General features: G+C 71.1%; 16 protein-coding genes and 1 pseudogene. 15 read left to right on the top strand and 2 right to left on the bottom strand.

The window, feature by feature from the left end; translation table 11 throughout:
• Window positions 1–104 precede the first annotated feature (104 nt).
• The 11 genes and pseudogenes from OG293_RS07650 (at window position 105) to OG293_RS07600 (ending at window position 19,219) form a co-directional block, all read left to right on the top strand.
• Window positions 105–1,811, top strand: a complete 1,707-nt coding sequence (locus OG293_RS07650) for a TIGR02677 family protein (RefSeq protein ID WP_405998010.1) — start codon at window positions 105–107, stop codon at window positions 1,809–1,811.
• Entirely contained in the window at window positions 1,808–3,136 is a 1,329-nt protein-coding gene (locus OG293_RS07645; RefSeq protein ID WP_405998009.1) for a TIGR02678 family protein, read from the top strand. The genes OG293_RS07650 and OG293_RS07645 overlap by 4 nt, the downstream gene beginning before the upstream one ends.
• Window positions 3,133–7,353: a TIGR02680 family protein gene (locus OG293_RS07640; protein WP_405998008.1), complete on the top strand. Its 4,221-nt coding sequence runs from the start codon at window positions 3,133–3,135 to the stop codon at window positions 7,351–7,353. The genes OG293_RS07645 and OG293_RS07640 overlap by 4 nt, the downstream gene beginning before the upstream one ends.
• Window positions 7,344–8,705, top strand: a complete 1,362-nt coding sequence (locus tag OG293_RS07635) for a TIGR02679 family protein (RefSeq protein ID WP_405998007.1) — start codon at window positions 7,344–7,346, stop codon at window positions 8,703–8,705. Before OG293_RS07640 ends, OG293_RS07635 begins: the two co-directional genes overlap by 10 nt.
• On the top strand, window positions 8,702–8,881 hold the full coding sequence (locus OG293_RS07630; protein WP_405998006.1) for a hypothetical protein: 180 nt from the start codon (window positions 8,702–8,704) through the stop codon (window positions 8,879–8,881). Before OG293_RS07635 ends, OG293_RS07630 begins: the two co-directional genes overlap by 4 nt.
• 266 nt (window positions 8,882–9,147) lie before the next feature.
• On the top strand, window positions 9,148–10,053 hold the full coding sequence (gene bla / locus OG293_RS07625; protein ID WP_405998005.1) for a class A beta-lactamase: 906 nt from the start codon (window positions 9,148–9,150) through the stop codon (window positions 10,051–10,053).
• Between the two features lie 279 nt (window positions 10,054–10,332).
• Window positions 10,333–12,093: pseudogene (locus OG293_RS07620) on the top strand (DNRLRE domain-containing protein); the annotation flags it as partial.
• 27 nt (window positions 12,094–12,120) lie between these two features.
• Window positions 12,121–14,316, top strand: a complete 2,196-nt coding sequence (locus tag OG293_RS07615) for an amidase domain-containing protein (protein ID WP_406003532.1) — start codon at window positions 12,121–12,123, stop codon at window positions 14,314–14,316.
• Window positions 14,317–14,318: 2 nt separating this feature from the next.
• Window positions 14,319–14,831 (top strand): hypothetical protein, encoded by a 513-nt coding sequence (locus OG293_RS07610; RefSeq protein WP_405998004.1) that lies wholly within the window; start codon window positions 14,319–14,321, stop codon window positions 14,829–14,831.
• 494 nt (window positions 14,832–15,325) lie between these two features.
• Entirely contained in the window at window positions 15,326–16,090 is a 765-nt protein-coding gene (locus OG293_RS07605) for a thioesterase II family protein (RefSeq protein WP_405998003.1), read from the top strand.
• Between the two features lie 261 nt (window positions 16,091–16,351).
• The gene (locus OG293_RS07600) at window positions 16,352–19,219 is read left to right on the top strand and encodes an AAA family ATPase (RefSeq protein ID WP_405998002.1); all 2,868 of its coding nucleotides are present in this window, start codon (window positions 16,352–16,354) and stop codon (window positions 19,217–19,219) included.
• Window positions 19,220–19,321: 102 nt separating this feature from the next.
• Here OG293_RS07600 and OG293_RS07595 read toward each other — a convergent pair whose 3' ends face one another.
• Window positions 19,322–19,954 (bottom strand): response regulator, encoded by a 633-nt coding sequence (locus OG293_RS07595; RefSeq protein ID WP_405998001.1) that lies wholly within the window; start codon window positions 19,952–19,954, stop codon window positions 19,322–19,324.
• On the bottom strand, window positions 19,944–21,194 hold the full coding sequence (locus OG293_RS07590; RefSeq protein WP_405998000.1) for a sensor histidine kinase: 1,251 nt from the start codon (window positions 21,192–21,194) through the stop codon (window positions 19,944–19,946). The genes OG293_RS07595 and OG293_RS07590 overlap by 11 nt, the downstream gene beginning before the upstream one ends.
• A 212-nt stretch (window positions 21,195–21,406) precedes the next feature.
• Here OG293_RS07590 and OG293_RS07585 point away from each other — a divergent pair, with 212 nt between their 5' ends.
• From OG293_RS07585 to OG293_RS07570, 4 genes are read left to right on the top strand one after another with little or no spacing between them, the layout of a single operon-like run.
• Window positions 21,407–21,967: a hypothetical protein gene (locus tag OG293_RS07585; protein ID WP_405997999.1), complete on the top strand. Its 561-nt coding sequence runs from the start codon at window positions 21,407–21,409 to the stop codon at window positions 21,965–21,967.
• Between the two features lie 58 nt (window positions 21,968–22,025).
• Window positions 22,026–22,526, top strand: coding sequence for a PH domain-containing protein (locus OG293_RS07580; protein ID WP_405997998.1), 501 nt, complete (start codon window positions 22,026–22,028; stop codon window positions 22,524–22,526).
• Complete coding sequence (locus OG293_RS07575; protein WP_405997997.1) at window positions 22,523–24,076, top strand: PH domain-containing protein; 1,554 nt, start codon at window positions 22,523–22,525, stop codon at window positions 24,074–24,076. Before OG293_RS07580 ends, OG293_RS07575 begins: the two co-directional genes overlap by 4 nt.
• 50 nt (window positions 24,077–24,126) lie before the next feature.
• Entirely contained in the window at window positions 24,127–24,354 is a 228-nt protein-coding gene (locus tag OG293_RS07570; RefSeq protein WP_405997996.1) for a hypothetical protein, read from the top strand.
• Window positions 24,355–24,367 lie beyond the last annotated feature (13 nt).

The raw sequence follows: 24,367 nt of genomic DNA, 5'->3' as shown, positions 1-24,367 counted from the left end.
CCTGCCCCGGCACAGCACATCGTGAGCGTACGGGTCGTTCCAGGCAGACGAGAATCGGACATCGTGCACAGGTGCGGGCAACGGTCCGGAAGAATGGATCGACGATGACATCCCAGAACTCCGGCCCGCACGCCGTCGACTACCGCCCCTTCGCTCACCTGACCGTTCCGAGCACCGCCCTGTACCGGCAGGTGATGCGCACCTTCCTGGTCGCCAAGGAGCGCTTCGCGGTGCATCTGCGGCCGGAGGACGTGCACGCCGCCATGGAGGCGGGGAGCCGGCCGGCCGACGTGGAGTCGGTGGTGAAGGCACTGGACAGTCTTGTCGAATGGGGCAATCTGCGAGCCGATCCGGACACCGCACGGGTGACGGCGGTCGAGGACTTCTACCGCAAGCGGTTCATCTACCAGCTCACGCGGGCCGGTGAGGCCGCCGAGGCGGCCTTGGGGACGTACGACCAGGTGCTGGGCCGACGCGGCGAACTCCAGGCGGTCGCACTGCACGACATCGTCACGCAGCTGAGGGCACTGCTGGTGATCGCGGCGGAGGACGAGCCCGACCCGGCCAAGGCCCATCTCGCCCTGTCCGTGTTGACGGCACGCTTCACCGACCTCGCGGACAACGCCCGTGCCTTCATGGGGTCGCTCCAGCGCACCATCGACCTGCACGACATCGAGGTCGAGGCGTTCCTCGCCTACAAGGACCGGCTGATCCAGTACCTGGAGCGGTTCATCCAGGACCTCATCACGCTCGGCGGCCGGATCGCCCTGCTGATCGGGGAGTTGGAGGCGCAGGGGCGGGCCGAGCCGCTGCTGCGCCTCGCCGCCGCCCGGGAGGCCGCCGACGCCGCTCCCGAGGACGCCGAGCACGCGCAGGCGTCGGCGTACGAGAAGTGGGCCGCTCGATGGTCCGGCCTCGCTCAGTGGTTCGTGTCGGCGGAGGGGCGCGAGTCGCAGGCCAGGCTGCTGCGGGGGCGGGCCCTCGGTTCGATTCCGCAACTGCTCTCAGTCGTACGGCAGTTGAACGAGCGGCGGGCCGGGCGCTCCGACCGGTCGGCCGACTTCCGGGCGCTGGCACGCTGGTTCGCGGGGGCACCGGACGACGAGTCGAGGCACCGGCTGTGGCGGGTGGCGTTCGGGCTGTACTCCTCCCGGCACCTCACCGTCGACGCCGATACCCTCGCCGAACGGTCGGCCGAGCCGGAGCCGGCCTCGACCCCGTGGGCCGAGGCGCGACCCCTGCGGATCAGCCCTCAGCTGCGCCGCACCGGCAGCTATGAACGGCGCGGCAAGCCCCGCAGGGTGGCGGACAGGGGCGAGGCGAAGCGCAGACTCGCCGAGATCGCCGCCCGGCAGGCGGAGCAGGCGGGCGCGGCACGGGCCCGTCTCGCGACGGGTGGCCCGATCCGGCTGTCCCGGATGGAAGAACTGGATCCGCTCGCCTTCGAGTTGTTCCTGCGCCTGCTCGGCGATGCCCTCGCCACCTGGCGGCCGGGCATGACGACCACTGCGGCCACCAGCGGCGACGGCTCGATGGAGATCAGGCTGACCGCGCTGGACGACGGTTCGACGGCCGACGTGCACACGCCGAACGGGGTGTTCAGCGGACCGGACCATCTGATCGAGATCATCGACCTCTCACCGCGGGACGGGGCTGCCGCGCCTGCCGGTCCGGCACTCCTGCCGGCTGAGTCCGTTCCGAAGACCGCGCCTGGAGCAGTCCCGCGGCAAGGAGTCCTCCTCAGGCCGTTGCCCGCATCGCCGCGCCCTTCCGTCTCTCAGAGCTCCGGGCACACGAAGGAGGACCGATGACCGGGCCCCTGGCCGAAGTCCTGGACGGCCAGCGCGAGGCCGACCTTCAAAGGGCCGCGCGCGCCCTGCTGAAAGAGCCTCTGCTCACCTCCGACGGGCCGCACTCCGACGCATTCCGGCTGGTGCGCCGGCACGCCGCCGAACTGCGGGAGTGGTTCGAGCGCAACGTCGGCTGGAGCTTGCGCACCGACGCCGACGCCGCACGGCTGCGCAAGACGCCGGGCACCCTCACCGACGCCACCCACGCGGCCCGCGAGACCAGCCGGGCCGCGCTGCCCTTCACCCGGCGCCGCTACGTCCTGCTCTGCCTGACACTGGCCGCGCTGGAACGGGGCGAGTCGCAGGTGGCCCTCGGACGGCTCGCCGAACAGGTCGTCCTGGCCGCGGCGGACCCCGAACTCGTCGCCGCCGGGATCGCGTTCACCTTGGAACGGCGGGACGAGCGCCTCGACCTCGCAGCCGTCGTACGACTGCTGCTGCGGCTCGGGGTGCTGCGGCGGGTGGCCGGTGACGAGGAGGCGTACGTCAGCGGATCGGGAGATGTGCTGTACGACGTACGGCGGCGCGTGCTCGCAGGGATGCCGGCGGCCCGGCGCGGCCCCTCCATGATCGAAGCGCAGGGCTTCGAGGAACGGCTGGTGGAGATGACAGCGCAGACCGCGCTCGACAGCGACGAGCTGAGATTCCGCGCGATCCGCTGGAAGCTGACGCGCCGCCTCCTCGACGACCCGGTGCTGTACTACGACGATCTGACCGACGACGAACTGGCCTACCTCACCCGGCAGCGCGGCTTCATCACCGCGCGGATCAGCGAACTGACGGGACTGGTCGCCGAGGTGCGCGCCGAGGGGATCGCCATGGTCGACCCTCCCCCGGCCTGGGGGCCGGGAGGTGCCCCCAACGACCTCACGGACGTACGCATGCCGGAGCAGGGCACGCACGGGCACATCACCCTGCTGCTCGCAGGACACCTGGCGCAGTCCGACGGGCCGGTCGAGCCGGCGGAGCTGGCGGCCCGAGTGCGCGAACTGGCGGTGCAGCACGGCAGTTTCTGGTCCAAGTCGGCGAGAGAACCGGGCGCGGAGCCCGAACTGGTGGAGCAGGCCCTGGTGAAGCTGGTGGCGCTGGGCCTCGTCGTCCGCACGGACCGGGGCATCCTGCCGCGACCGGCCCTGGCGCGTTACGCCGTTGGTGCGCCCGTCGTCGGGGAGGCGGTACCCGCCCGCCACCCGGGCGGGCTGCCGGAGACGACGCCATCGACGAAGAAGACCGTACGGCCGGACGTGACCGTGACCCCGGACGTGACCGTGAAGGACGAAAGGTGAACCGCGCCTTGACCGCGCTCCCCACCCCCGCACCCGGCCGGTGGCGGCCCCTGCGCATCGGGCTCGTCGACCTGTTCCACTACGACGTCGAGGAGTTCTGGTTCCGCGACGGCCGACTGCTGCTGCGCGGAAACAACGGCACCGGCAAGTCGAAGGTGCTCGCCCTCACCCTGCCGTTCCTGCTGGACGGCGACCTCTCCGCCCGCCGCGTGGAGCCCGACGGCGACCCGGGCAAGCGCATGGAGTGGAACCTGCTCCTGGGCGGTGAACACCCGTATCCGGAACGGCTCGGCTACACCTGGATCGAGTTCGGACGGCTCGACGAAACCACCGGCGACGCGCATTTCCGTACGCTGCTCTGCGGGCTGAAGGCAGTCGCCGGACGCGGCATCGCCCGCCACTGGTTCGCGGTGACGGACCAGCGGATCGGCGCCGGTCTCGACCTGCTCGACGCCACCGGTACGGCCCTGTCCAGGGACCGTCTCGCGGAGGCCGTCGGTGCCCGCGGCATGGTGTACGACACCGCGAAGACATACCGCAGAGCGGTCGACGAAGCCCTCTTCGGCCTCGGGGAGCGGCGCTACGGCGCGCTGGTCGACCTCCTGATCCAGCTGCGCCAGCCTCAGTTGTCCAAGCGTCCCAACGAAGCCGCCCTTTCCCGGGCACTGACGGAGGCGCTGCCGCCGATGGACCAGGCGGTCATCGCCGACGCCGCAGAGGCGTTCAGGTCGCTGGACGAGGAGAAGGAGGAACTGCGGGCGGCGCGCGAGGCGGAGCAGGCGTCGTCGGGATTCCTCGACCATTACCGCCGCTACGCCCGTATCGCCTCCCGCCGCCGGGCCCGCCTGCCCCGCAGCGAACACGCCCGCTACGAACACCTCCAGCGCGAGCTCCTCAAAGCACAGGGCGACCGCGAACAGGCCGCGGCGGACCGCGAGGAGGCTCAGGAAAGGGCAGCCGCGCTCGACGAGCGCGCCGCGCGGCTGAGCGCCCAGAACGCCGCACTGCGGACCGGGCCCGAGATGCGCGACGCCCGCGAGCTCGAACAGGCGGCGGCCGACGCCTCCCGTACGGCAGGGGAACTGACGCGCGCCGAGGCGGACCGCCGGACGGCGGCCGAAGCACACACCCGGGCGCTCGGCCGGCTCGCCACCGCGAGCAACCGGCTCACCGGCGCGCAGGAGGCACTGGACGACATCCAAGGCCGGGTGTGGCTGAGCGCCGCAGCGGTCCGGCTCGACTCCCCGCGGACGGACGGAGCCCCCGAAGCCGCCCTGCGCCGGGAGGCGGACGAGGCGACAGCACGCAGGCGGCGGGCCGTCGAGCATGTCGAGGGACTCGCCACGCGGGCCGAGCGGACCGAGGAGACGCGCAGGGCCGCCCAGCTGCGTGCCGACGAGGCCGACGAGGAGGTCGTGCACAGTGCGGAGCGGCTGGCCGAGGCCGAGGAGAGTGTCGCCGAGGCGGGCCGCGCACTGGTCGCGGCCGTGAAGGCACACCTGGCCGGCTGCGCGGAGTTGCGGCTTCCCGGGCTGCCTGGGGTCCTCGACGCGGTCCAGGACTGGGTGAGCACCCTGGACGGCCCGCACCCGGCACGCGGGGCAGCGGCCGAGACCCATCGCGCCCTGGCGTCCCACCTGGCCGACCGGGCGGCCGACCTGGCCCACCGTGAGGCGGGGAGGGCGCAACGCCAGCGGCTCGCGGCCGAGGAGCTCACCGCTCTCGAGGCGGGCGGACAGCGCGGCCCGTCGGCTCCGTACACCCGCACGCCCGATGCGCGGGAACGGGGTCTCGGCGCCCCGCTGTGGCGGCTCGTCGACTTCCGCCCCCAGGTCACCGAGGCCGAACGCGCGGGACTGGAAGCCGCGCTGGAGGCGGCGGGGCTCCTCGACGCCTGGGTGCGGCCGGACGGTTCCACGGTGGCGGCGGACGGCCACGACGTGCTGCTCGACCCCGTGGGCCCGCTCGGCGGAGACGGCCTCGACCGCGTGCTGTGCCCGGCGGTCGACCACGCGGACGCGGGGGCCGCCGCCGTGGGGGAGCGGACGGTCGAGCGGCTGCTCGCCGCGATCGGGCTGGCCGGAAAGAACGGCGGCAGCGCCGAAGGGGCACCATCGGACGCCGGACGCAACGACACCTGGGTTTCCACGGGCGGGGGTTTCCGAGTCGGTGCGCTGACCGGAAGCTGGGCCAAGGACAGTGCCCAGTACGTGGGGGAAGGAGCGCGGGAGCAAGCACGCCGCGCTCGGATGCGCGAACTGCGCATCGCCCTTGTGACGTTGGAGGCGGAGCGGGAGCAGCTGGCCGAGGAACTGCGCGCGGTGGCCGGGCGCCGTGGCGTGCTCGACACCGAACTCGCCGCCGTACCGGGCGACGACGAGCTGCGTCATGCCCACGCCCGCGTCACCGCCGCGGCCGACGCGGCCCACCGGGCCCGTAACCGGCACGGTGAGCGGGCCGCGGACCTGGTCCGGGCGGCCGGGGACGCCCACCGTGCGGCGGCCGAACTCACCGAGACCGCAGCCGATGTGAACCTTCCCGCGGACAGGGCCGGACTGGGCTCCGTGCGCCAGGCACTCGCCGACCACACCGCCCTTCTGGCGGCGCTCTGGCCGGCACTGCGTGAACGTGTGGAGGCCGAGCACGCGGTCACCGGCGAACAGACGGAGACCGGCCGGGCCGAACTGCGGGTTTCCGAACTCGCGGAGCGCACCGCCGAAGCGGCCCGTCTCGCCGCCGCCGCGGACGAACGCCTCACCACTCTGCGCTCCACCGTCGGAGCAGCCGTCGCCGAACTCCAGCGGCGCTTGGAGGAGACGGCGGCGGCGGTACGCGGCTGCGAGGACGAACAGCAGCGGGCCCGGACGGACTTCGGCGACGCGGACCGGCGCGCCAGCCACGCCGAGGGACGCATCGAGCGGCTCGACGAGGACGTCACCGACGCGACCGCCACCCGTGAACGCGCCATCGCGGCCCTCCAGCGGTTCGCCTCCACAGGACTGCTCGCGGTCGCCCTTCCCGATGCCGTCGTACCGGACGGTGACGGCGGCGCGTGGGCGGCGACCCCGGCCGTCAACCTCGCCCGCGCCATCGAGTCGCAGCTCTCCTCCGTCGACGACTCGGACGCGGCCTGGGAACGCGTACAGAAGCGCCTGAGCGAGGAGTTCAGCAGGCTGCAGGACGCGCTCTCCCGGCACGGCCACACCGCCACAGCCCGCCCTGGCGAGGACGGCATGCGGGTCGACATCATCTACCAGGGCCGTGAGCGGGCCGTTCCCGAACTCGCCGGAGCCCTTGCCGCCGAGGTCGCCGAACTGACCCGCATCCTGTCCGCGCACGAGCGCGAGATCCTGGAGACCCATCTGATCACCGAGGTCGCCGGGACGCTCCAGGAGCTCATCGGCGCCGCCGAACGACAGGTGCGTGCCATGAACAAGGAACTGGAGGAGCGCCCGACCTCGACCGGAATGAAGCTGCGGCTGGTGTGGCGGGCATCCCGCCGGGCTCCGCAGGGACTGGCGCAGGCCCGTGAGCGGCTGCGCCAGTCCGCCGACGCCTGGTCACCGCAGGACAGGGCCGCGGTCGGTGCGTTCCTCCAGGAGCAGATCGCGCGCCGACAGGCCGACGACAGCACCGGCAGCTGGCTGGAAGATCTCACGGCGGCCCTCGACTACCGGGCATGGCACGAGTTCGGTGTCGAACGCCACCAGCACGGCAAGTGGGTACCGGCCACCGGGCCCGCCTCGGGCGGCGAACGGGTACTGGCGGCGTCCGTGCCCCTGTTCGCCGCGGCGTCCTCCCACTACGCGAGTGCGGGTGGCGCGTACGCCCCACGTCTGGTCACCCTGGACGAGGCCTTCGCCGGAGTCGACGACGATTCCCGCGCCAAGTGTCTCGGCCTGCTGCGCGCCTTCGACCTCGATGTCGTCATGACCAGCGAACGGGAATGGGCCTGCTACCCGCAGGTCCCCGGAATCTCCATCGCACAGCTCGCCCGCGTCGACGACATCGCCGCCGTCCTGGTGACCCGGTGGGAGTGGGACGGCAGCGACCGACGACGCGGCAGGGAGCCCGGCGGACCGGTGGCCGCGATGACGGTGCCCTCCCAGGCCCACAGCCTTGACGAGAGGGCCGGCGGGGCGGAGGGACGGTTCGCCGGGCCGGGGCGGAACGCCGTCGCGGACAGCACCGGAGAACAGGAGTCCCTGTGGAGGTGAATCCTTCGGTGACCGCGTCCCCACCCACCGGACGGGTGCCCGGATCCTGGGAACCGGTGGACCGGGAGAGAGGGACGGACGTCGTGGAAGCGGAGCAGACCGGTGCACCGCAGGGCGGCGCCGGATTCGACGCCGAACGCCTCGGCCGGTTGCTCGGCGTCCCCGCGCTCGCCTGGCTCGTGGAGCGCGCCCGGCAGCGGATGGCACGCGCCCGGCCGCTCACCGGCACCGTCACCCTGGCACACCCCGATGAACACCAACGGCGAGCAGTCGAGGGTCTGTTGGGACGCACACCGTGCGCCGGCCGCTCCCTGACCGTACGCCTCGACGTGGTGGACGCGATCCTGCGCCGGTCCGGTGTCAGCCCTGGGGGACTGGCTCCCGCCGTGGTGGCACTCACCGGCCCCGTCACCCTGCACGCGGAGGCGCGGGGCAGCGAGGAGCGGGCATGGGAGGAGGCGTACGCGCCGTTCGGCACCCTGGACGCCGAGCTCGCCGACTGGGCCGAGCGGATACGCAAGGACGGTCTCGTACGGCGACTCGCGCGCACACCGGAAGCCGCCGGATCCTTGGTGGACGCCGCTGTCCGGGCGCTGCGCTCCCTGCCCGCCGTACCCCCGACGTCACGCGCGACGTTCGCGGCACGACATCTCTCGGGCGCCCACGCCCTGGACGAGGGACAGCCGCTCGCCGCTCTCGTCCTGTCAGGACTCCGCGCCCTCACGGGCTTCCCCGACGGCGCCGGTGCCGAGTGGCGAAGGGAAGCGTGGGCTTCGGCGGGTCTGCTCAAGGACGACGTGTCGTCGACCGTCCTCTTCCTCAACCTGCGAGGCACTCCGGCCCTCGACTGGATGGCCGACGCGGGCGAGCCCGCGGTCCTGACGCTCCGCTGTCTCACCCGGCACACACCGGCTCCCACCGTCCCGACGACGGGAACCGTCCACGTATGTGAGAACCCGGCCGTGCTGTCCGCCGCCGCCGACGCGTTGGGCCCGGCATGCCCGCCCATGGTGTGCCTCCAGGGACAGCCCTCGGCAGCCGCGCTCACCCTGCTGCGCGGTCTGTCCGCCCAGGGAGCCGGCCTTCTCTACCACGGCGACTTCGACTGGGGTGGTGTGCGCATCGCCACGGTGCTGCGGCGTAGCGTCCCGTGGCTGCCGTGGCGCTACACGGCCGCCCACTATCGAGCAGCAGTGGCCGGGGCGGCAGAGGCCCCGGACCTGACGGGCTCACCCGCCGCGACACCGTGGGACCCGGCCCTGGCGGACGCTCTCGTCGAACACGGTGTCCGTGTCGAGGAAGAGGTGGTTCTCGACGACTTGCTTGCGGACCTGGAGACGCAGGCTCGTTGAGGCGCGTCCACCGTGACCAGGGCGCGCCCGACGCCCTCGCCGCGCAGTACGGCCTGGCTGGCTCCGCGCTCGCCGTCGGCATGGCGGAATGTCACCGGGGCACCGGCGGCTGCCCGGTGCTCACGGACGAGGCGTGGCCGACGGCCGGTGCGCCGTTGCCGTTGCCGTTGCCCTGACGCTTGTTCGACGCTCATGGACGTCGCGATCGGGAGCAGCCGCGGCACGTGCCCCGACGTCTTCCGCGGAAGCCACTGAGCAGGCCTCATACGCGTTCGCGCACGGGACGACGGCATTGTGGTCATGGACGGGTGCTCCCGTGCCCTGATCTGCTGTCGCCATGACTCGCGACGCACAGGGCACTGACCGTTCAGACACAGCCTCCAGCCGTGGATCCACCCGACATGCGGGAACGGGCGCCGCCGCGCACCCTCTCGGAGCGCGCGTGACCCGCCGGAGGATCCTGGCCACCGGGGCGGGGGCGGCGCTGGCCGCCGTGTCCTCCTCGGCCTCCGCACAGGCCGCCGCCCCGACCGCTCACCGCGCGACGGCCCACATCACCGCTCGACTGCGCGCCCTGGAGCACAAGCACTCCGCTCGCCTGGGCGCCTGCGCCTACGACACCGCCACGGGGCGCACCGTGCTGTACCGCGCCGACGAGCGTTTTCCCCTGTGCTCCCTGTTCAAGACCATCGGGGTCGCGGCGGTGCTCAGGGACCTGGACCGCGACGGTGAGTTCCTGGCCCGCCGCATCACGTACACCGCCGAGTACGTCACACGCTCCGGCTTCTCACCGATCACCGGCACGCCCGAGAACATCGCCCGAGGGATGACGGTCGACGAGCTGTGCACCTACGCCATCACGCACAGCGACAACACAGCGGCCAACCTTCTTCTGCGTGAACTGGGCGGCCCCACCGCCGTCACCCGCTTCTGCCGCTCCATCGGCGACCGCGTCACCCGGCTCGACCGCTGGGAGCCCGAGTTGAACTCCGCCGAGCCATGGCGTGACACGGACACCAGCACACCTCGCGCCATCGCGTGGACCTATGCCCGTCTCGTCCTGGGCGACGCGCTCGTTCCCCGTGACCGCGGGCTCCTCACCGGCCCGCTGCTGGCCAACACCACCAGCGGTGAACGGTTCCGGGCCGGGCTGCCTGCCGACTGGACCGTCGCCGACAAGACCGGCGGAGGCGGTTACGGAGGCAACAACGACGCCGGAATCGCGTGGCCCCCGGGCCGCCCGCCCGTCGTCCTGGCCGTCATGACCACCAAGCCCGACCGGGACGCCCCTGCCGACAACCTTCTGGTCGAGAGGATCGCACGCACTCTGGCCGAGGCCCTGAGCTGACGGGAGGCTGGGCGGCGAGGGCTGGGAGCAGGCAGCCGGATCCCGATGTGGCTGGATCACGTCGTTCAGGTGAGCAAGGTCACTTCCCCCTCGGCTGCCTGAAAACAGGTCAAATGACTCTCCTGTCGTCATGGGCGCCGAGTCCGCGCATTACCTTTACATCTTCCTTAACGATCTCCTGACCAAAGGTCAAACACAGTAATGCGCAGAACTCTGTCTGCTCCCGGAGAGCGGCAGTCGACAGTCATAGCAAGCAGACTCCCGCGTAACGCGACAGTTCTGGCCCTGACCACCGTCCTGTTGGCCGGATCCGCCTCCGCCGTCGCATCGCCCGTCCAGTCCGTGGGCCGGCTCGCCGGCCGGGCAACCCCCGTCGTACACAGCGCCCCTGATGTGGCATCAGCCCTCGTCGTGGCCAAGCGTGACGGCCATCGGGTGGAAGCCCTCTCCGAGCGCACCGAGACCACCACCACCTGGGTCAACCAGGACGGGTCGCTGACCACCGAGCTCACCGCCGGGCCCATCCGGTTCGAGCGTGACGGCGACTGGGTCGGCGTGGACACCGACCTCACCGAGCGCAGCGACGGGACGATCGCCGCCAAGGCCCACCCCGCCGCGCTCACACTCGGCGGCAAGGGCGGCACCCCCGCCAACTCTCTCAGCGCGACCCGGAAAGCCGGAGCCCGCGATCTCGTCACCCTCGGGGAGGGGGAGCGGCAGGTCACCCTCCAGTGGAAGGGAGGACTGCCGAAACCCTCGCTGGAGGGCAACCGTGCCACGTACGCCGACGCGGTACCCGGAGCGGACGTCGTCGTCGAGGCGACTCGCACCGGTTTCGAGCAGTACGTCGAGATCAAGCGGCGCCCGGCCGCAGGCGATTACAGCTACACCCTCCCCCTTCGGGCCAGGGGCCTCCGGGCACGCCAACAGGCCGACGGCAGCGTGCTGTTCACGGACCGCAGGACCGGACAGCAGCGGGCCGTGATGCCCGCGCCGGTGATGTGGGACGCCACCGTCGACGAACGCTCCGGTGAGCACACCCGTCGTGTCCCGGTCGCCATGAAGGTCCAGCAGAAAGGTTCGTCCGTCGACCTGGTGGTGACCCCGGACGCCCGGTTCCTCGCCGACTCCAGGACCCGGTACCCGGTCACCGTCGACCCTTCGACCTCCGCGCTCGGCAACGTCTTCGACACCTATGTCCAGCAGGGAGAGACCCGCGACTGGTCCACCGACACCGAACTGGACTTCGGCAACCCCGGAACCAAGAACGCCAACGGCACTCCGCGCACCGCGCAGTCGTACATCACCTGGGGTACGGCACCGCTCGCGGACGCCCTGGTGAGCAAGGCCGAGCTGAGCCTGTGGAACTTCCACTCGGCCAACACCGACTGCAAGCCGCAGCCATGGGAGGTCTGGTCGTCCGAGAGCGCCTCGACGGCGAGCCGCTGGACCAACCGGCCCGCGATGCAGGACAAGTCCGCGACATCCTCCGAGACCAAGGGCAACACCGCCTGTGGCGCCGACGGCTGGATCAACGCCGATGTGACCTCGCTCGTACAGTCCTGGGCGTCGGCGAAGGCGCCGCAGTCGAGCATGGGTCTGCGCGCCGCCGACGAATCGGCGGTTGCCCAGTGGAAGCGGGTCAACTCGGCCAACGCGACCAGCAACCCGCCCAAGCTGACGGTCACGTACAACTTCCGTCCCCGCTCCGGCAACAACCGGCAGGCCGGTCTTCCGTTCGTCAAGGACGCCTCGGGCACCTGGCAGGTCAGCACGACCACGCCGACGCTGCGCGACACCTTCTCCGACAAGGACTGTGACCGGATCAACGGCACCTTCGAGGTCGTCGACGCGGCAACGGGCAAGCGGGTGGGCGACTACCTCGTCTCGCCCTATGTGGAGTCAGGGCGCGCCGCGGCGGTGACCCTGCCCGACGGGCTGCTGAAGGACGGCGCCACCTACCACTTCCGCACCAGCCCCTACGACGGCACGCACTTCAACCTCGCCTGGTCGGACTGGGCCACCTTCACCGTCAACACCGGCCGCAGGCCCGGCGGTCTGCCGGACATGCCGCAGGCGCTGGAGTCGGGAGCCACGCGGACGCTCACCCCGCTGCTCTCCGGTCTGGTGTCCAGCCCCGAACAGGGCCGAGTGCGGGCGGAGTTCGTACTGCGGGACGCCGACGGAAAGCCACTGTCCGGGGCGAGCGTCCCCGAGGCATGGGTGGACAGCGGCCACCGCGCGGCGGCGCGCATACCCGACGGCGTGCTGCGCGACGGAACCACCTACCTGTGGGCGATGCGCGCCTGCACCGAGGCGGGCTGCTCCGCCTGGTCGTACGAGCAGGAGTTCACCGCCGACGCGGGGTCGCAACCCAAGGCTCCGCAGACCGTGACCGTCGTCCTCAGCGGCGCCTCGCTCGACGATGCCACCGTGGCCGTGGCCGGACAGACCTGCGCCCCGGGCGGCTGCCCGGCCGTGCGGGACACCCGGCTGACACTCGGCCAAGGTGCCGCCTCCGAGCGGGTCGCGTGGCTCAAGCCGGACCTGAGCAAGGTGCCCGCGGGAGCCCGGATCGTCCGAGCCCGTCTGGCGCTCTCCCCGGCCGAGTGCGGCACGGGAACCTGCAAGCAGCGGCCCGTCGAGACGTACCAGCTCTTCGAGCCCTGGGCGTCCCCGCAGACCGGTACGGGCCTGCTGGGCCTGCTGGACGACGAGCCGTTCGCGGACGCCGCGCTGCCCGACACACAGGACCTGGCTCCGGTCGTGCAGTCCTGGCTGGAGCAGGGGACGAGCGAGGGTGTGGCCCTGCGGCTGCCGACCGCGGACCGTGACTCCACCGTCGCGTACCACTCGGGCCGCACCCCCGACACGGCGAAGCGGCCGCGGCTGGTGATCGACTATGTGGTTCCCACGGCGCCGGGCGCACCGCAGGACCTGCGGGTGACCGCGGGTGACGGCGGGCTGCTGGCGACGTGGAACACGCCGCAGGACCTGGGTTCGGCGACCGACGGCCCGGAGTACACCGTGGCCGTCACGAAGGCGGACGGGACCGAGGCCGCGAAGGTGACCGGCCGTGACCCCCGCGTCGTGGTGAACGGACTGCAGAACGGCGCCGCCTACCGCGTGGCCGTCTCGGCGCGCACCGCGCACGGCACGGGACCGGCGGTCACCTCGGAGCCGAAGACCGCCGTGGCCGTGCCCTCCGGGGGTGCGGTGTACCGCGAGATCGTGCAGCAGTACGTCGACGCGCGCAGTGGAATTCTCCGCAACGTGTATCCGACGGCCGCCGACGCTCTCGCCGCGAGTTCGCGCGGTGCCTCGTTCCAGGATCTGCTGGGCGCCCAGGCCACCGAACTCATCGAGTCCCGGGAGGCGTTGGCCCGGCACGGAAGCCGGTACACGGACACCTCCACCACAATGTCCGACGTGCTGGTGGGCGCCGACGAGAACGGCACGGTGTTCCTGCGCGCCGCCGTCGACGAGAAGGCCGTGCTGACCGAGGGCTCCACGAACGAGACCGAGGAGGGGCGACAGGAGCAGCGGTTCACCTTCAGCACCAACAGCGGCGCGCCGATCCTGCATCTGGAGGCCGACGCGCCGGCGGCGGAGACGGTCCTGTCCGAGTCGGCGTCCGCCGAGAACGGGCTGGACGTGGCCGAGGAGGCCGAGGGTCCGGTCAGCGAGGTGCCCGACGAGCCGATCGCCCTCGACGCCGACGGATTCCCGGTGGAGGCGGCGCCGCGAGCGGCCCCGGCGGCCCTGGTGCGGGCCGCGAACGTCTCCGGCTCGGGGACGGCCACCTGGGCCTCGCGCAACATCAACACCAAGTGGGAGTACGGCCAGGACTGCACGAACTTCGTGTCGAAGGCCCTCTACTACGGCGGTGGGATGAAGACCCGCAGCGGCGGGCGCAAGCACGACCGCGCCTGGTGGCAGCAGTACTACCTCTTCGGCACGATCAAGAACAAGAGCTACACCTGGTCCGGTGCCGAGAACTTCCGCAGGCACATGATCGGCTACCGGGGGGCCAAGCAGGTCAAGGCCTACGCTGCCAAGCCCGGCGACATCGTCATGTTCAAGTGGAAGAAGGAGCGGGTCTACAACCACGCGGCCGTCGTGGTGGGCACCGGGCACTCGCTCCGGCTCCGCCAGCACGGGGGCGTGTCCAAGACGACGCTCAGCGCCGCCATCGCCCGGTACCGCAACAAGGCCAACTACATCGAGCGGGTCATCATCCTTCACCCGCGGTCAAGGAACTGATCATGGCACTGAGGTTGAAGCTGCCGGCCCTCGTCGTGGCCGCAGGGGCCGCTGGGGTTCTCCTGACGGCCTGCACGGCGGACGAGTCCCTCGACTACCAGAGCGACTACGCCAATCACCCGCCCCTGCATGTCGTCGGATATCCCTCCCGGGGGAGCCTCGAAGTGGTGCAGAAGGCCGTATGGCGCCTGGCCGACGGTGATGCCGATGCGCTGGCGAGCCTGGCCGTGGACGACGGGTCCGCGGACGCCACGGCACGCAACTGGGTCAAAGCCTTCGGCGCAGGGGCGCAGGGAGAGGTGACGGCCGACTTCTACGACGAAGGCTCCACACGGCAGGTCGTGGTCCTGTACTTCGCCAAGAGCGGTCAGATCAAGGAGATCGAGGCGCGCATCGGCGAGGACGACACCTGGGGCCTCACACTCGCCGAACCCGAGCCGTCCGACGCCGGGGCCAAGCCCACATGGGCGCCCGCCAAGCCCGGCGGATCCGGCTCCCGTACCTCCGAGAAGTAGCCGAACGGCAACGTCCCACCGACCGCACGCCCAGCGCACACTACTGGGCGTGCGGTCAGTTGCGTTCCGGGCCCGAGCGGACGGGCCGACGTTGGACGACAGCATGCGCGGCCGTCGCCGTATCCGCAAAGCGAAGGTAAAGATATAGCGATTTCGTGAAGTTGCCGATGAGCCCGTTTCAAGCCATGGTGCAGAAGTTGCACATCCCTGGATCTCGGTACCGGATCCATCGGTGGAGAAGAGTCGAACCGGGGCTCGCATCGCTCCCCGTCGGGCCAAGGGGCCGCGTCCTTGCATCTGAAGCCCCAAGCCCAGGTCAGGGCTGTGGACCGGGGGGTTCCAGCCAAAGTAGGGGTGCGAAGTAGGGGTACTCCCGTCTTTCGCGGCTCTGCTAGACATGGCCATACCGAAACGCGCGTGCGTAAGTGGCGGAGAGGTTCGAGCCGTCGAACAAGCGCGCGGCATCTGGGGCTTGAACAGGGAGTTTCAGTCCGTTGATTGAAAAGCAAAACACCAGTCGCTGGGTTCGCCGCTACCACGCTTCGGACGAAAGTCCGATCCAACTGGTCTGTCTGCCGCATGCCGGCGGCTCGGCCTCCTTCTACTTCCCCATGTCGCAGTCTCTGGCCCCGGCGGTGGACGTCCTCTCGGTGCAGTACCCCGGCCGGCAGGACCGCAGGGACGAGCCCGGGATCACCGACATCGGAGCCTACGCAGACGCGCTGACCAGCCAACTCCTGCCGTGGCTCGATCGCCCACTGGCGTTCTTCGGCCACAGCATGGGTGCCGTTCTCGCCTTCGAGGTGACGCGCAGGCTGGAGCGCGACCACGGCACCGCCCCGGTACGGATCTTCGCCTCGGGCCGTCGCTCACCCTCGAGTTTCCGCCACGAGACGGTTCATCTGCGCAACGACGACGGCATCGTGGCCGAAATGCGCGAGCTCAGTGGAACCGATGCGAAGATTCTCGGAAACGAGGAAATTCTCCGTATGGTGCTGCCTGCGATCCGCAGCGACTACACCGCCATCGAGAACTACCGGGCCGCTGCCGATGACATCGTGCGCGCTCCTGTCACGGTGCTGACCGGAGATGCCGACCCGAAAACCAGCCGGGAAGAAGCGGATGCCTGGGAAGGGCACACCGCCGGTGGATTCGACATGCATCGTTTCCCGGGTGGTCATTTCTTCTTGGCGAATCATCAGGAACAGATCATGAAGATCGTTTCTGAAGAACTCTCCGCAGCCGCTGGAAAGGACTGAAAAAGCGTTGTGGACCGGGCCGGGGAATCCCGGCACGCCCCGCGCCAACGTCCGCGGCAGCGGCGGAACAGGGGAGCCGAATGACCAACGGCAGTCCGATGGCGACCGGAAGGGGCAGGCCGCGGTGACGGCCGGGCGGTGCACCCCATGCATCGCGCGCCGTGCACCGCACACCACGCGGCACCGCCGCGCCCTCGCCGGGCGCAGCCGGTCCCGTCGTGACGTTTTCGCAAGTCGTACAGTTCGGGGGAAGGAAAGTCAGTGGCGGCAAGGCTCGTCGAGCGCGAGAAGCAGCTGGAGACGCTGAACGAAATGCTCGGCAGCGCAATGCGTGGCCGAGGACGCGTCGCCGTGATCAGCGGGGCGGTCGCCGGCGGGAAAACGAGCCTGCTGGAAACCTTCACCGAAGAGGCCATCTCCGCGGGCGCGCTGGTCCTGGAAGCCGCGGGATCCCGCGCCGAGCGCTATCTGCCTTTCGGTATTCTGCGCAGGATCCTCGACAGCGCCGCAGCGCTGTCCCCCGAAGTCCACGCCTACGCCGGCGAACTGCTGGACCGCGTTTCTGCCGAGACGACGGACTCCGAGGGCGCGGTCGAAGCCGGTATGCACCTCCTGCCCCATGTCTCCACCGCGTTACTGCGGATCGCCCGGGACCGCACCGTCGTCATCGCCGTCGACGACGTCCACCACGGCGACGAACTCTCCCTCGCCTTCCTGCTGTGCCTCGCCCGCCGGGTGCGGCAGACGGGCGTCCTGATCGTGCTCACCGAAGCCGTACGGCTGCGGCCCACGCAACTCGCCTTCCACGCCGAACTCCAGCGCCAGCCCAACTGCACCAGCCTGAGGCTTCCCCTGCTCACCTCCGGCGGCACCACACGCCTCCTCGCGGAACACTTCTCGGCCTCGGCGGCGCAACGCCTGTCCGCCGAGTGCCAGGAGACCACCGGCGGCAATCCGCTCCTCGTCAAGGCGCTGATCGACGACGGCCTCACGGCGCTGGGGGACAGCGAGCCCTTCCAGCGGCTCGCCCCAGCGGAGATGTTCGAGCGCGCCATGCTCGACTGCCTGCACCGCGGCGAGCCCGAACTGCTCACTGTCGCCCGGGGCGTCGCCGTACTCGGTGACTCCTGCTCGGCCGTCCTGCTCAGCCGGATCGTCGACCTGCACGTCAAGGCCACCGAGCAGGCCCTCCAGGACCTCAGCCGGTGCGCCGTCCTGCACAACGGCGCCTTCCGTGACCCCGCGGCCCGCACCGCCGTCCTGGAAGCCGCCCCGCCCGGCGCGCTGTCCGCCCTGCACCTGCGCGCCGCGCGACTGCTGCACCAGGAAGGCGCCGCCGCGCTCGACGTGGCCCGCCACCTCCTCGCCGCCCCCAAGAACGTCGAGGACTGGGCGATCCCCGTCCTCCAGGAGGCGGCCGAGTACGCCCTCGTCGACGACGACCACGAACTCGCCCTGCGGTGCGGCGAACTCGCCGTCGCCTCCTGCCCCGAAGGGCCTCGCCACGCCGCACTCAAGTCCCGGCTGGTGAGCATCGTCTGGCGCAGCAGCCCCGCCGCTGCCGAGGGGCATCTGCGGCAGCTCTCCCGCGAGCTCGCCGCCGGCCGGCTCGCCGACCGTGACCTCGTGCAGGCCGTCTCGTGCCTGGTGTGGATGGGGGAGGCCCGGGGAGCGGGCGAGGCGGTACTGCGGCTGGACAGGTCCGGCCGGGACGCGCAGGACGCCGACCGGGCCCCGGCGTACGACCCGGGCACCCTGGCAGCCGCACAGAGCTGGCTCTCGATGGTCAGCCCACCGGTCCGCGACCTCTTCGACGCCGTGGAGCCGCCGCGGACGACGCTGTCAGAGGCGCCGGGGAAACCGCCCGTCGCAGGGCTCGCGAGCATCCCGTACGACCTGCCCGACAACGCCTACGTCCAGGCCGCCGACGCCGTCCGTACGGCGCTGCGCGGTGGGCAGGCCGAGGCTGCCGTCAACGAGGCCACCCGGGTGCTCCAGCGCTACCACCTCAGCGACCGCACCCTCCAGCCCCTCGTCTTCGCGCTGCTGGCCGTCGTCTACGCAGGGCGCCTCGACCTCGCGCTCGCCTGGTGCGAGCGACTGCTCGGCGAGTGCTCCGCCCGCAACGCCCCCACCTGGCAGGCCGCACTCGGTGTGGTGCGGGCCGAGATCTCGCTTCGCCAGGGCGACCTGCCAGGCGCGGCGGCCCAGGCCCGCCACGCGATGTCCAGGATCTCCCTGCAGAGCTGGGGCGTGGGCATCGCCCTACCGCTGGCCGTCCTCGTGGAGTCCGAGATCCAGATGGGCCATCACGAGGAGGCCTTGAGCCTGCTCGAACAGCCCGTGCCGGAGGCCATGTTCGACACCCTGTCGGGCCTGCACTACCTGAGGGCCCGGGGCCGCTGTCACCTGGCGACCGGCCGCTACCACGCAGCCCTGCGCGACTTCCTGAACTGCGGGGAGCTGATGCAGGCCTGGGACATGGACGCCGCGGAGCTCGTGCCGTGGCGGCTCGACGCCGCCGAGGCGTGGCTGGCCCTCGGGAACCCGACCCGCGCCCGCGAGTACGCCGAGGAGCAGAAGCAGCGCGAGCCGGGGCCCGCGGGCAGCAGGCCGCGCGGCTCACTCCTCCTCGTGCTTGCCCGCACCAGCGGCGACCTCAAGGTCCGGCTCAAGCGGCTCACCGAGGCCGTGGAGACCCTGGAGGAGGGCGACGACCGGCTCCAGCTGGCCGTGGCCCTGGGGGAGCTGGGCCGCGGCTACCGCGCTCTCGGCGACTTCAACCGGGCGCGGATGCTCGTGCGCAAGGCCTGGCACCTCGCCAAGTCCTGCGGCGCGGAACCGCTGTGCCGGCAGTTCATGCCCGGCCAGGGCGACGGCGAGGCAGGCGGGCAGGCCAGCGGGGAGGCGGAGCCCCCCAAGGAGGTCGAGGTCCTGTCGGAGGCCGAGGCGCGCGTGGCGCTGCTGGCGGCCCGCGGTCACACCAACCGCGAGATAGCGACCAAACTCTATGTCACCGTCTCAACGGTCGAGCAGCATCTGACCCGCATATACCGCAAGTTGAAGGTGAAGCGGCGACGCGATCTGCCCGCGCGGCTGTCGGACCTGAGCCTGCCGGGCATCGCCTGAGAATCCTGAGCCCGCAGGCGTAGCGGAGCCGTCCGATGGAGGCGCCGCGCCCCATCGGACGCTCCGGTACGCCTCCATCGGTCCGGTGCCGCCACCGACGGCTCAGGACAGCAGGCCACGCTCCAGAGCCGTGATCACGGCGGCCGTCCGGTCCGAGACGGACAGCTTCTTGAACGAGCGCAGCAGATGCGTCTTCACCGTCGCCTCACTGATGAACAGTCGGCGGCCGATGTCCGCGTTGGTCAGGCCCAGGCTGACCAGTTGGAGCACCTCGCGCTCACGGTCCGACAGCGCGGGCGGCTCCACCGCCCGCGCACGGAACAGCTTGGGCGCCAGCGACGGCGTCAGGACCGTCTCGCCGCGGGCCGCCGCCTTCACCGCCTGCACCAGGTCGTCGCGGGAGCTGCCCTTGAGCAGATAGCCCGCGGCGCCCGCCTCCACGGCCCGCAGGATGTCGGTGTCGCTCTCGTACGTCGTCACGATCACCACCTTGGCGGACGGGCAGGCGCGCAGCAGGTGGCCGGTCGTCTCCACCCCGTCCATGCCCCCCATCTGCAGGTCGAGCAGGACGATGTCGGGCGCCAGCCCGGCGACCGTCGTGATCGCCTCCTCGCCGGAGCCGGCCTGTCCGACCACGCTGATGCCGTCGGCGGAGCGGAGCATCGAGCTCAGGCCCTCCCGTACGACCGGATGGTCGTCGACCAGCATCACGCCGATCGTCTGGTCAGCACTCATCGGCTGCCTCTCCGTCCGCGGGCACGGGCACCGTCACCTCGATGGTGGTGCCCCGCCCCGGGCTGCTGACCACGGTCGCCGCCCCGCTGATGTCCTGTGCGCGGGTCTGCATACCGCGCAGCCCGAATCCCTGCTGGTCCTCGGTGACGGCGAATCCGGGGCCGTCGTCCCGTACGACCAGCCGCACGGTGTCCCGCCCGTACACCAGCCGGATCTCGGCCGCGCCCGCCTTGCCCGCATGCTTGCGGATGTTCGCGACGGCCTCCTGGAGGGAACGCAGCAGCACCACGCTGAGCGCCATCGGCAGTTCCCGCTCGTCGCCCTCGACGGTGACGTCCGCCCGCATGCCGGTCTGTGCCGTCAGGCCCTCGGCCTGCCGCCGTGCCGCCTGCACCAGCGAGGACTCGCGCAGCGCGGGCGGAGTGAGCTCGGTGACGAACTCGCGGGCCTCCGCGAGGCTTTCACGGGCCACACGCCCCGCAAGACCCAGATGGGACCTCGCCAGGTCCGGGTCGGCCGTGAAGTCGGTCTCGGCTGCCTCCACGAGGCCGATGATGCTGGTGAGCCCCTGGGCGAGAGTGTCGTGGATCTCCCGGGCCAGCCGCTCGCGCTCCGCGGCGACCCCCGCCTCGCGCGACAGCCGGGCGACATGCTCGCGGTTGCGGTGCAACTCCTCGATCAGTCCGGCCCGTTCCCGGCTCTGCCGGGTCACGCGGGTGATCCACAGCCCCAGCATGACCGACAGCGCGATACCGAGGAGCGAGGTCGGCAGGACGGCCAGGATGTCGCGGTTCAGGGCGCCGCCGCGCAGCCACACCACCATGACCGGCATCAGATTCGCCAGCATCACCACGGCGATCGCCGGTGACGTCGCCAGACTCATCATCAGCATCGGGACCACGGCGAACAGGGCGAACGAGGCGGCCAGGTCGAAGACCACGGCCACCGCGAACAGCACGAACAGGCCGATGGAGAAGACGATGCTGCGCTGACCGTGCCCCTGGCCCTGCTGGAGCATCGCGCTGCGGCCCAGTGCCGCGTACCAGGGCACGGCCAGGGTGAGAGCGGCCATCGCCACGGCACGGTGGACCTGCTCACCGGCGGAGGTGAACAGCATCACGGTGGTGACGGCGTACGAGACCGCGAAGAAGGCGTCCCACAGGCCGAACCACCGGGTTCCGGCCTCGGAGGCGTGTTCCGGGCCTTCGGCCGCCTCAGCCGCCCGGGTTTCAGTGCTCACCCGACAAGTCCTATCACCCTCGCGGGGCGCGGCACGCGCGCGGCCGTCCGGCCCGGCGGCGCACGCAGTGTCCACCGGTCGGTTGACAGCCGAACCCACTGGTCAGTTGTCCCCGCGTCCCCCGCCCGAACTCTAGCGTTGCAGGTGAAGAGGCATGGAGCACCGCGTGCCGAACGACAGGCACGGCCCAAGCAGAGGAAGAGGCACACGACATGAGCCCGTTCTTGACCGCACTGATCGCCAGCGGGACGATCCTGATCATCATTCTCTCGACCGACCTCGGCACCCGACAGGTCACCAACATGCGGATGCTGCGCTCGATCCTCGCGGTCGTCATCGTCCTCGCCCTCTTCGTGCACACGCTGCCGGTCGAAGGCAACGACCCCTCACTCCAGCTCGCGGGCATCGGCGCCGGTGTCATCTGCGGACTGGTCGCCGCGGCACTGCTCCCCGCCCACCGGGACGCCTCCGGGGAGATCTACACCAAGGGCGGCATCGGCTACGCGCTCGTATGGGCCGTGCTGTCCGCCGCACGTGTCCTCTTCGCCTACGGTTCAGAGCACTGGTTCAGCGAAGGCATCATCCGCTTCAGCATCGACTACAAGCTCAGTGGCCAGGACGTCTACTCCAACGCTTTCGTCTTCATGGCCCTGGCCATGGTGCTGACCCGGACCGCCGCCCTGTTGAACAAGCGTCGCCGGCTGCACGCCCAGCCCCTTCTGTCCGCTGACAACACCGGGCAGCGCCAGGGGAGTTCGGCCGGCATGCACTGACATGGCGGTGCGTCAGGTCCGGTTCGGTGCAAGATCGTCTCAGAGCTAGGAAAAAGCAGTGGAACGCTTGGATGATGTCAGGCTCAGGCCCCCGCGCAATCGTGTCGACCGCCGGGCCGTCGGCTGGTGGACACTCCAGTCGGCGATGTTCGCCCTGCCCCTGCCGATCGTCTTCGGCGTGCTTTATCTCTTCATCCCGCCGGCACGGCCGTTCTTCGGCTGGGCCTTCCTGGTCTCGCTCGTACCGGGCCTGGCCTACATGGCCGTCATGCCCCTCTGGCGCTACCGCGTGCACCGCTGGGAGACCACCGACGAGGCCGTCTACGCGGCGTCCGGCTGGCTCTGGCAGCGCTGGAGGGTCGTGCCGCTGTCCCGCATCCAGACCGTGGACACCCTGCGCGGACCCCTCCAGCAGCTCTTCGGACTCTCCGGCGTCACCGTCACCACCGCCTCCGCCTCGGGCGCAGTGAAGATCAAGGGCATCGACCACCGGACCGCACAGGAAGTGGTCGAGCACCTCACCAAGACCACCCAGGCCACGCCGGGAGACGCGACATGAGCCAGGACACGGAGCGACGCGAGACCATCGACGCCTCCCGCGCCGCCGCCTCCACGGACGCCGAGTGGAGCAGGCTCAGCCCCCGACTGCTCCTGGTCAACCTGAGCATGCTGGCCGGGCCGATCGCCCTGTTCGCCGTCACCGTCGCACTCACCGGCGCCAACCTCCAGGCACTCATCTCGCTCGGCTCGCTCGTGATCACCTTCCTGGTGATCACCGGGATCAGCACCATGCGGATGCTCACCACCCGCTTCCGCGTCACCGGCGACCGCGTCGAGCTCCGCTCCGGACTGCTCTTCCGCAGCCGCCGCTCGGCCCCCGTCGACCGGATCCGCAGCGTCGACCTCGACGCCAAGCCCATGCACCGCCTCTTCGGCCTCACCTCCCTGCGCATCGGCACCGGCGAGCAGAGCTCGTCCTCCAGCCGCAAGCTCTCACTCGACGGCATCACCAAGCAGCAGGCGGGCGAGCTGCGCAGGCTGCTCCTCGACCGCCGCGGCAACGGCGCCGCCACCGGCCAGGTCGAGGACCTCACCATCGCCGAGATGGACTGGGCCTGGCTGCGCTACGCGCCGCTGACCGTCTGGGGCGTCGGCAGCGTGTTCGCTGGCGTCGGCACCGCCTACCGCATCCTGCACGAGATGAAGATCGACCCGCTCGAACTCGGCATCGTCAAGGACCTGGAGGACCGGTTCGGTTCCGTACCCCTGTGGTTCGGCATCCTCGTCGCGGTCGTCGTCGTGGCCTTCGCCGGTGTCGCCGTCTCCACCGCGACCTTCGTGGACGCCTGGACCAACTACCGCCTGGAGCGCGAACAGGACGGCGTCTTCCGCATCCGCCGCGGACTGCTCATCTCCCGCTCGGTCACCATCGAGGAGCGCCGGATGCGCGGCGTCGAGGTCACCGAGCCGATGCTGCTGCGCTGGGCGGGCGGCGCCCGCCTGAACGCCATCGCCAGCGGCCTCGGCAACAGCGACGAGAACCGCAGCCGCCGCTCCCTCACCCCGCCCGTACCCCGGGACGAAGCCCTGCGCGTCGCCGCGGACGTCCTCGCCGAGGAACAGTCCCCGACGGAACTGACCGAACTCGCACCGCACCCCCGCGTCGCCCTGCGCCGCCGCATCAACCGCGGGCTGATGGTCCTCGCACCCGTCGTGGCGACCCCGCTCGGCTTCGGCCTGTGGCTCACCCCCGTCCTCGTGCACACGGCCTGGATCACGGCCCTCGTCGGACTGCCGCTCGTCGTCGTCCTCGCCAACGACGCCTACCGCACGCTCGGCCACGGAATCCGCGACCGCTACCTCGTCGTCCGTGCCGGCACCTTCGCCCGCCGCACCGCGGCCCTCCAACGCGACGGCGTCATCGGCTGGAACATCACCCGCTCCTACTTCCAGCGCCGCAACGGACTGCTCACCATCGGCGCCACCACCGCCGCCGGCGACGGCTGCTACAAGGTCCGCGACGTGTCTGTCGGCGACGGCCTCGCCTTCGCCGAAGAGGCCGTACCCAAGCTGCTCGCCCCGTTCATCGAACGCGTTCCGCGCGGCTGACCCTCAGACCAACTGGCGATCCCCCGAGAGGTGGAGGGGCGGCGACCCCCGTGCCGCCCCTCCACCTCGCACAGGACCGCCTCGTACCGTCCCCCGCATCGCCCTCCCCGCGCACGGCAGGGGCCGTACCCGGAACCTTCCGGATACGGTCCCTGCCGCTGCTCCCGGTCCGGGCCAGCCCGGCGAGCGCCTCCAGCCTCGGCACCAGCGACGCGGGCGAAGGCATGGTCGCGGCGGTCCGCACGATGCCGTCCCCAGGCCGGAGGATCGACGATTGAATAGCGTGGCTAT

It is taken from the genome of Streptomyces sp. NBC_00829, from assembly GCF_045161795.1.
GTDB lineage: Bacteria > Actinomycetota > Actinomycetes > Streptomycetales > Streptomycetaceae > Streptomyces.
This window is presented reverse-complemented; position numbering and strand designations above follow the sequence as displayed.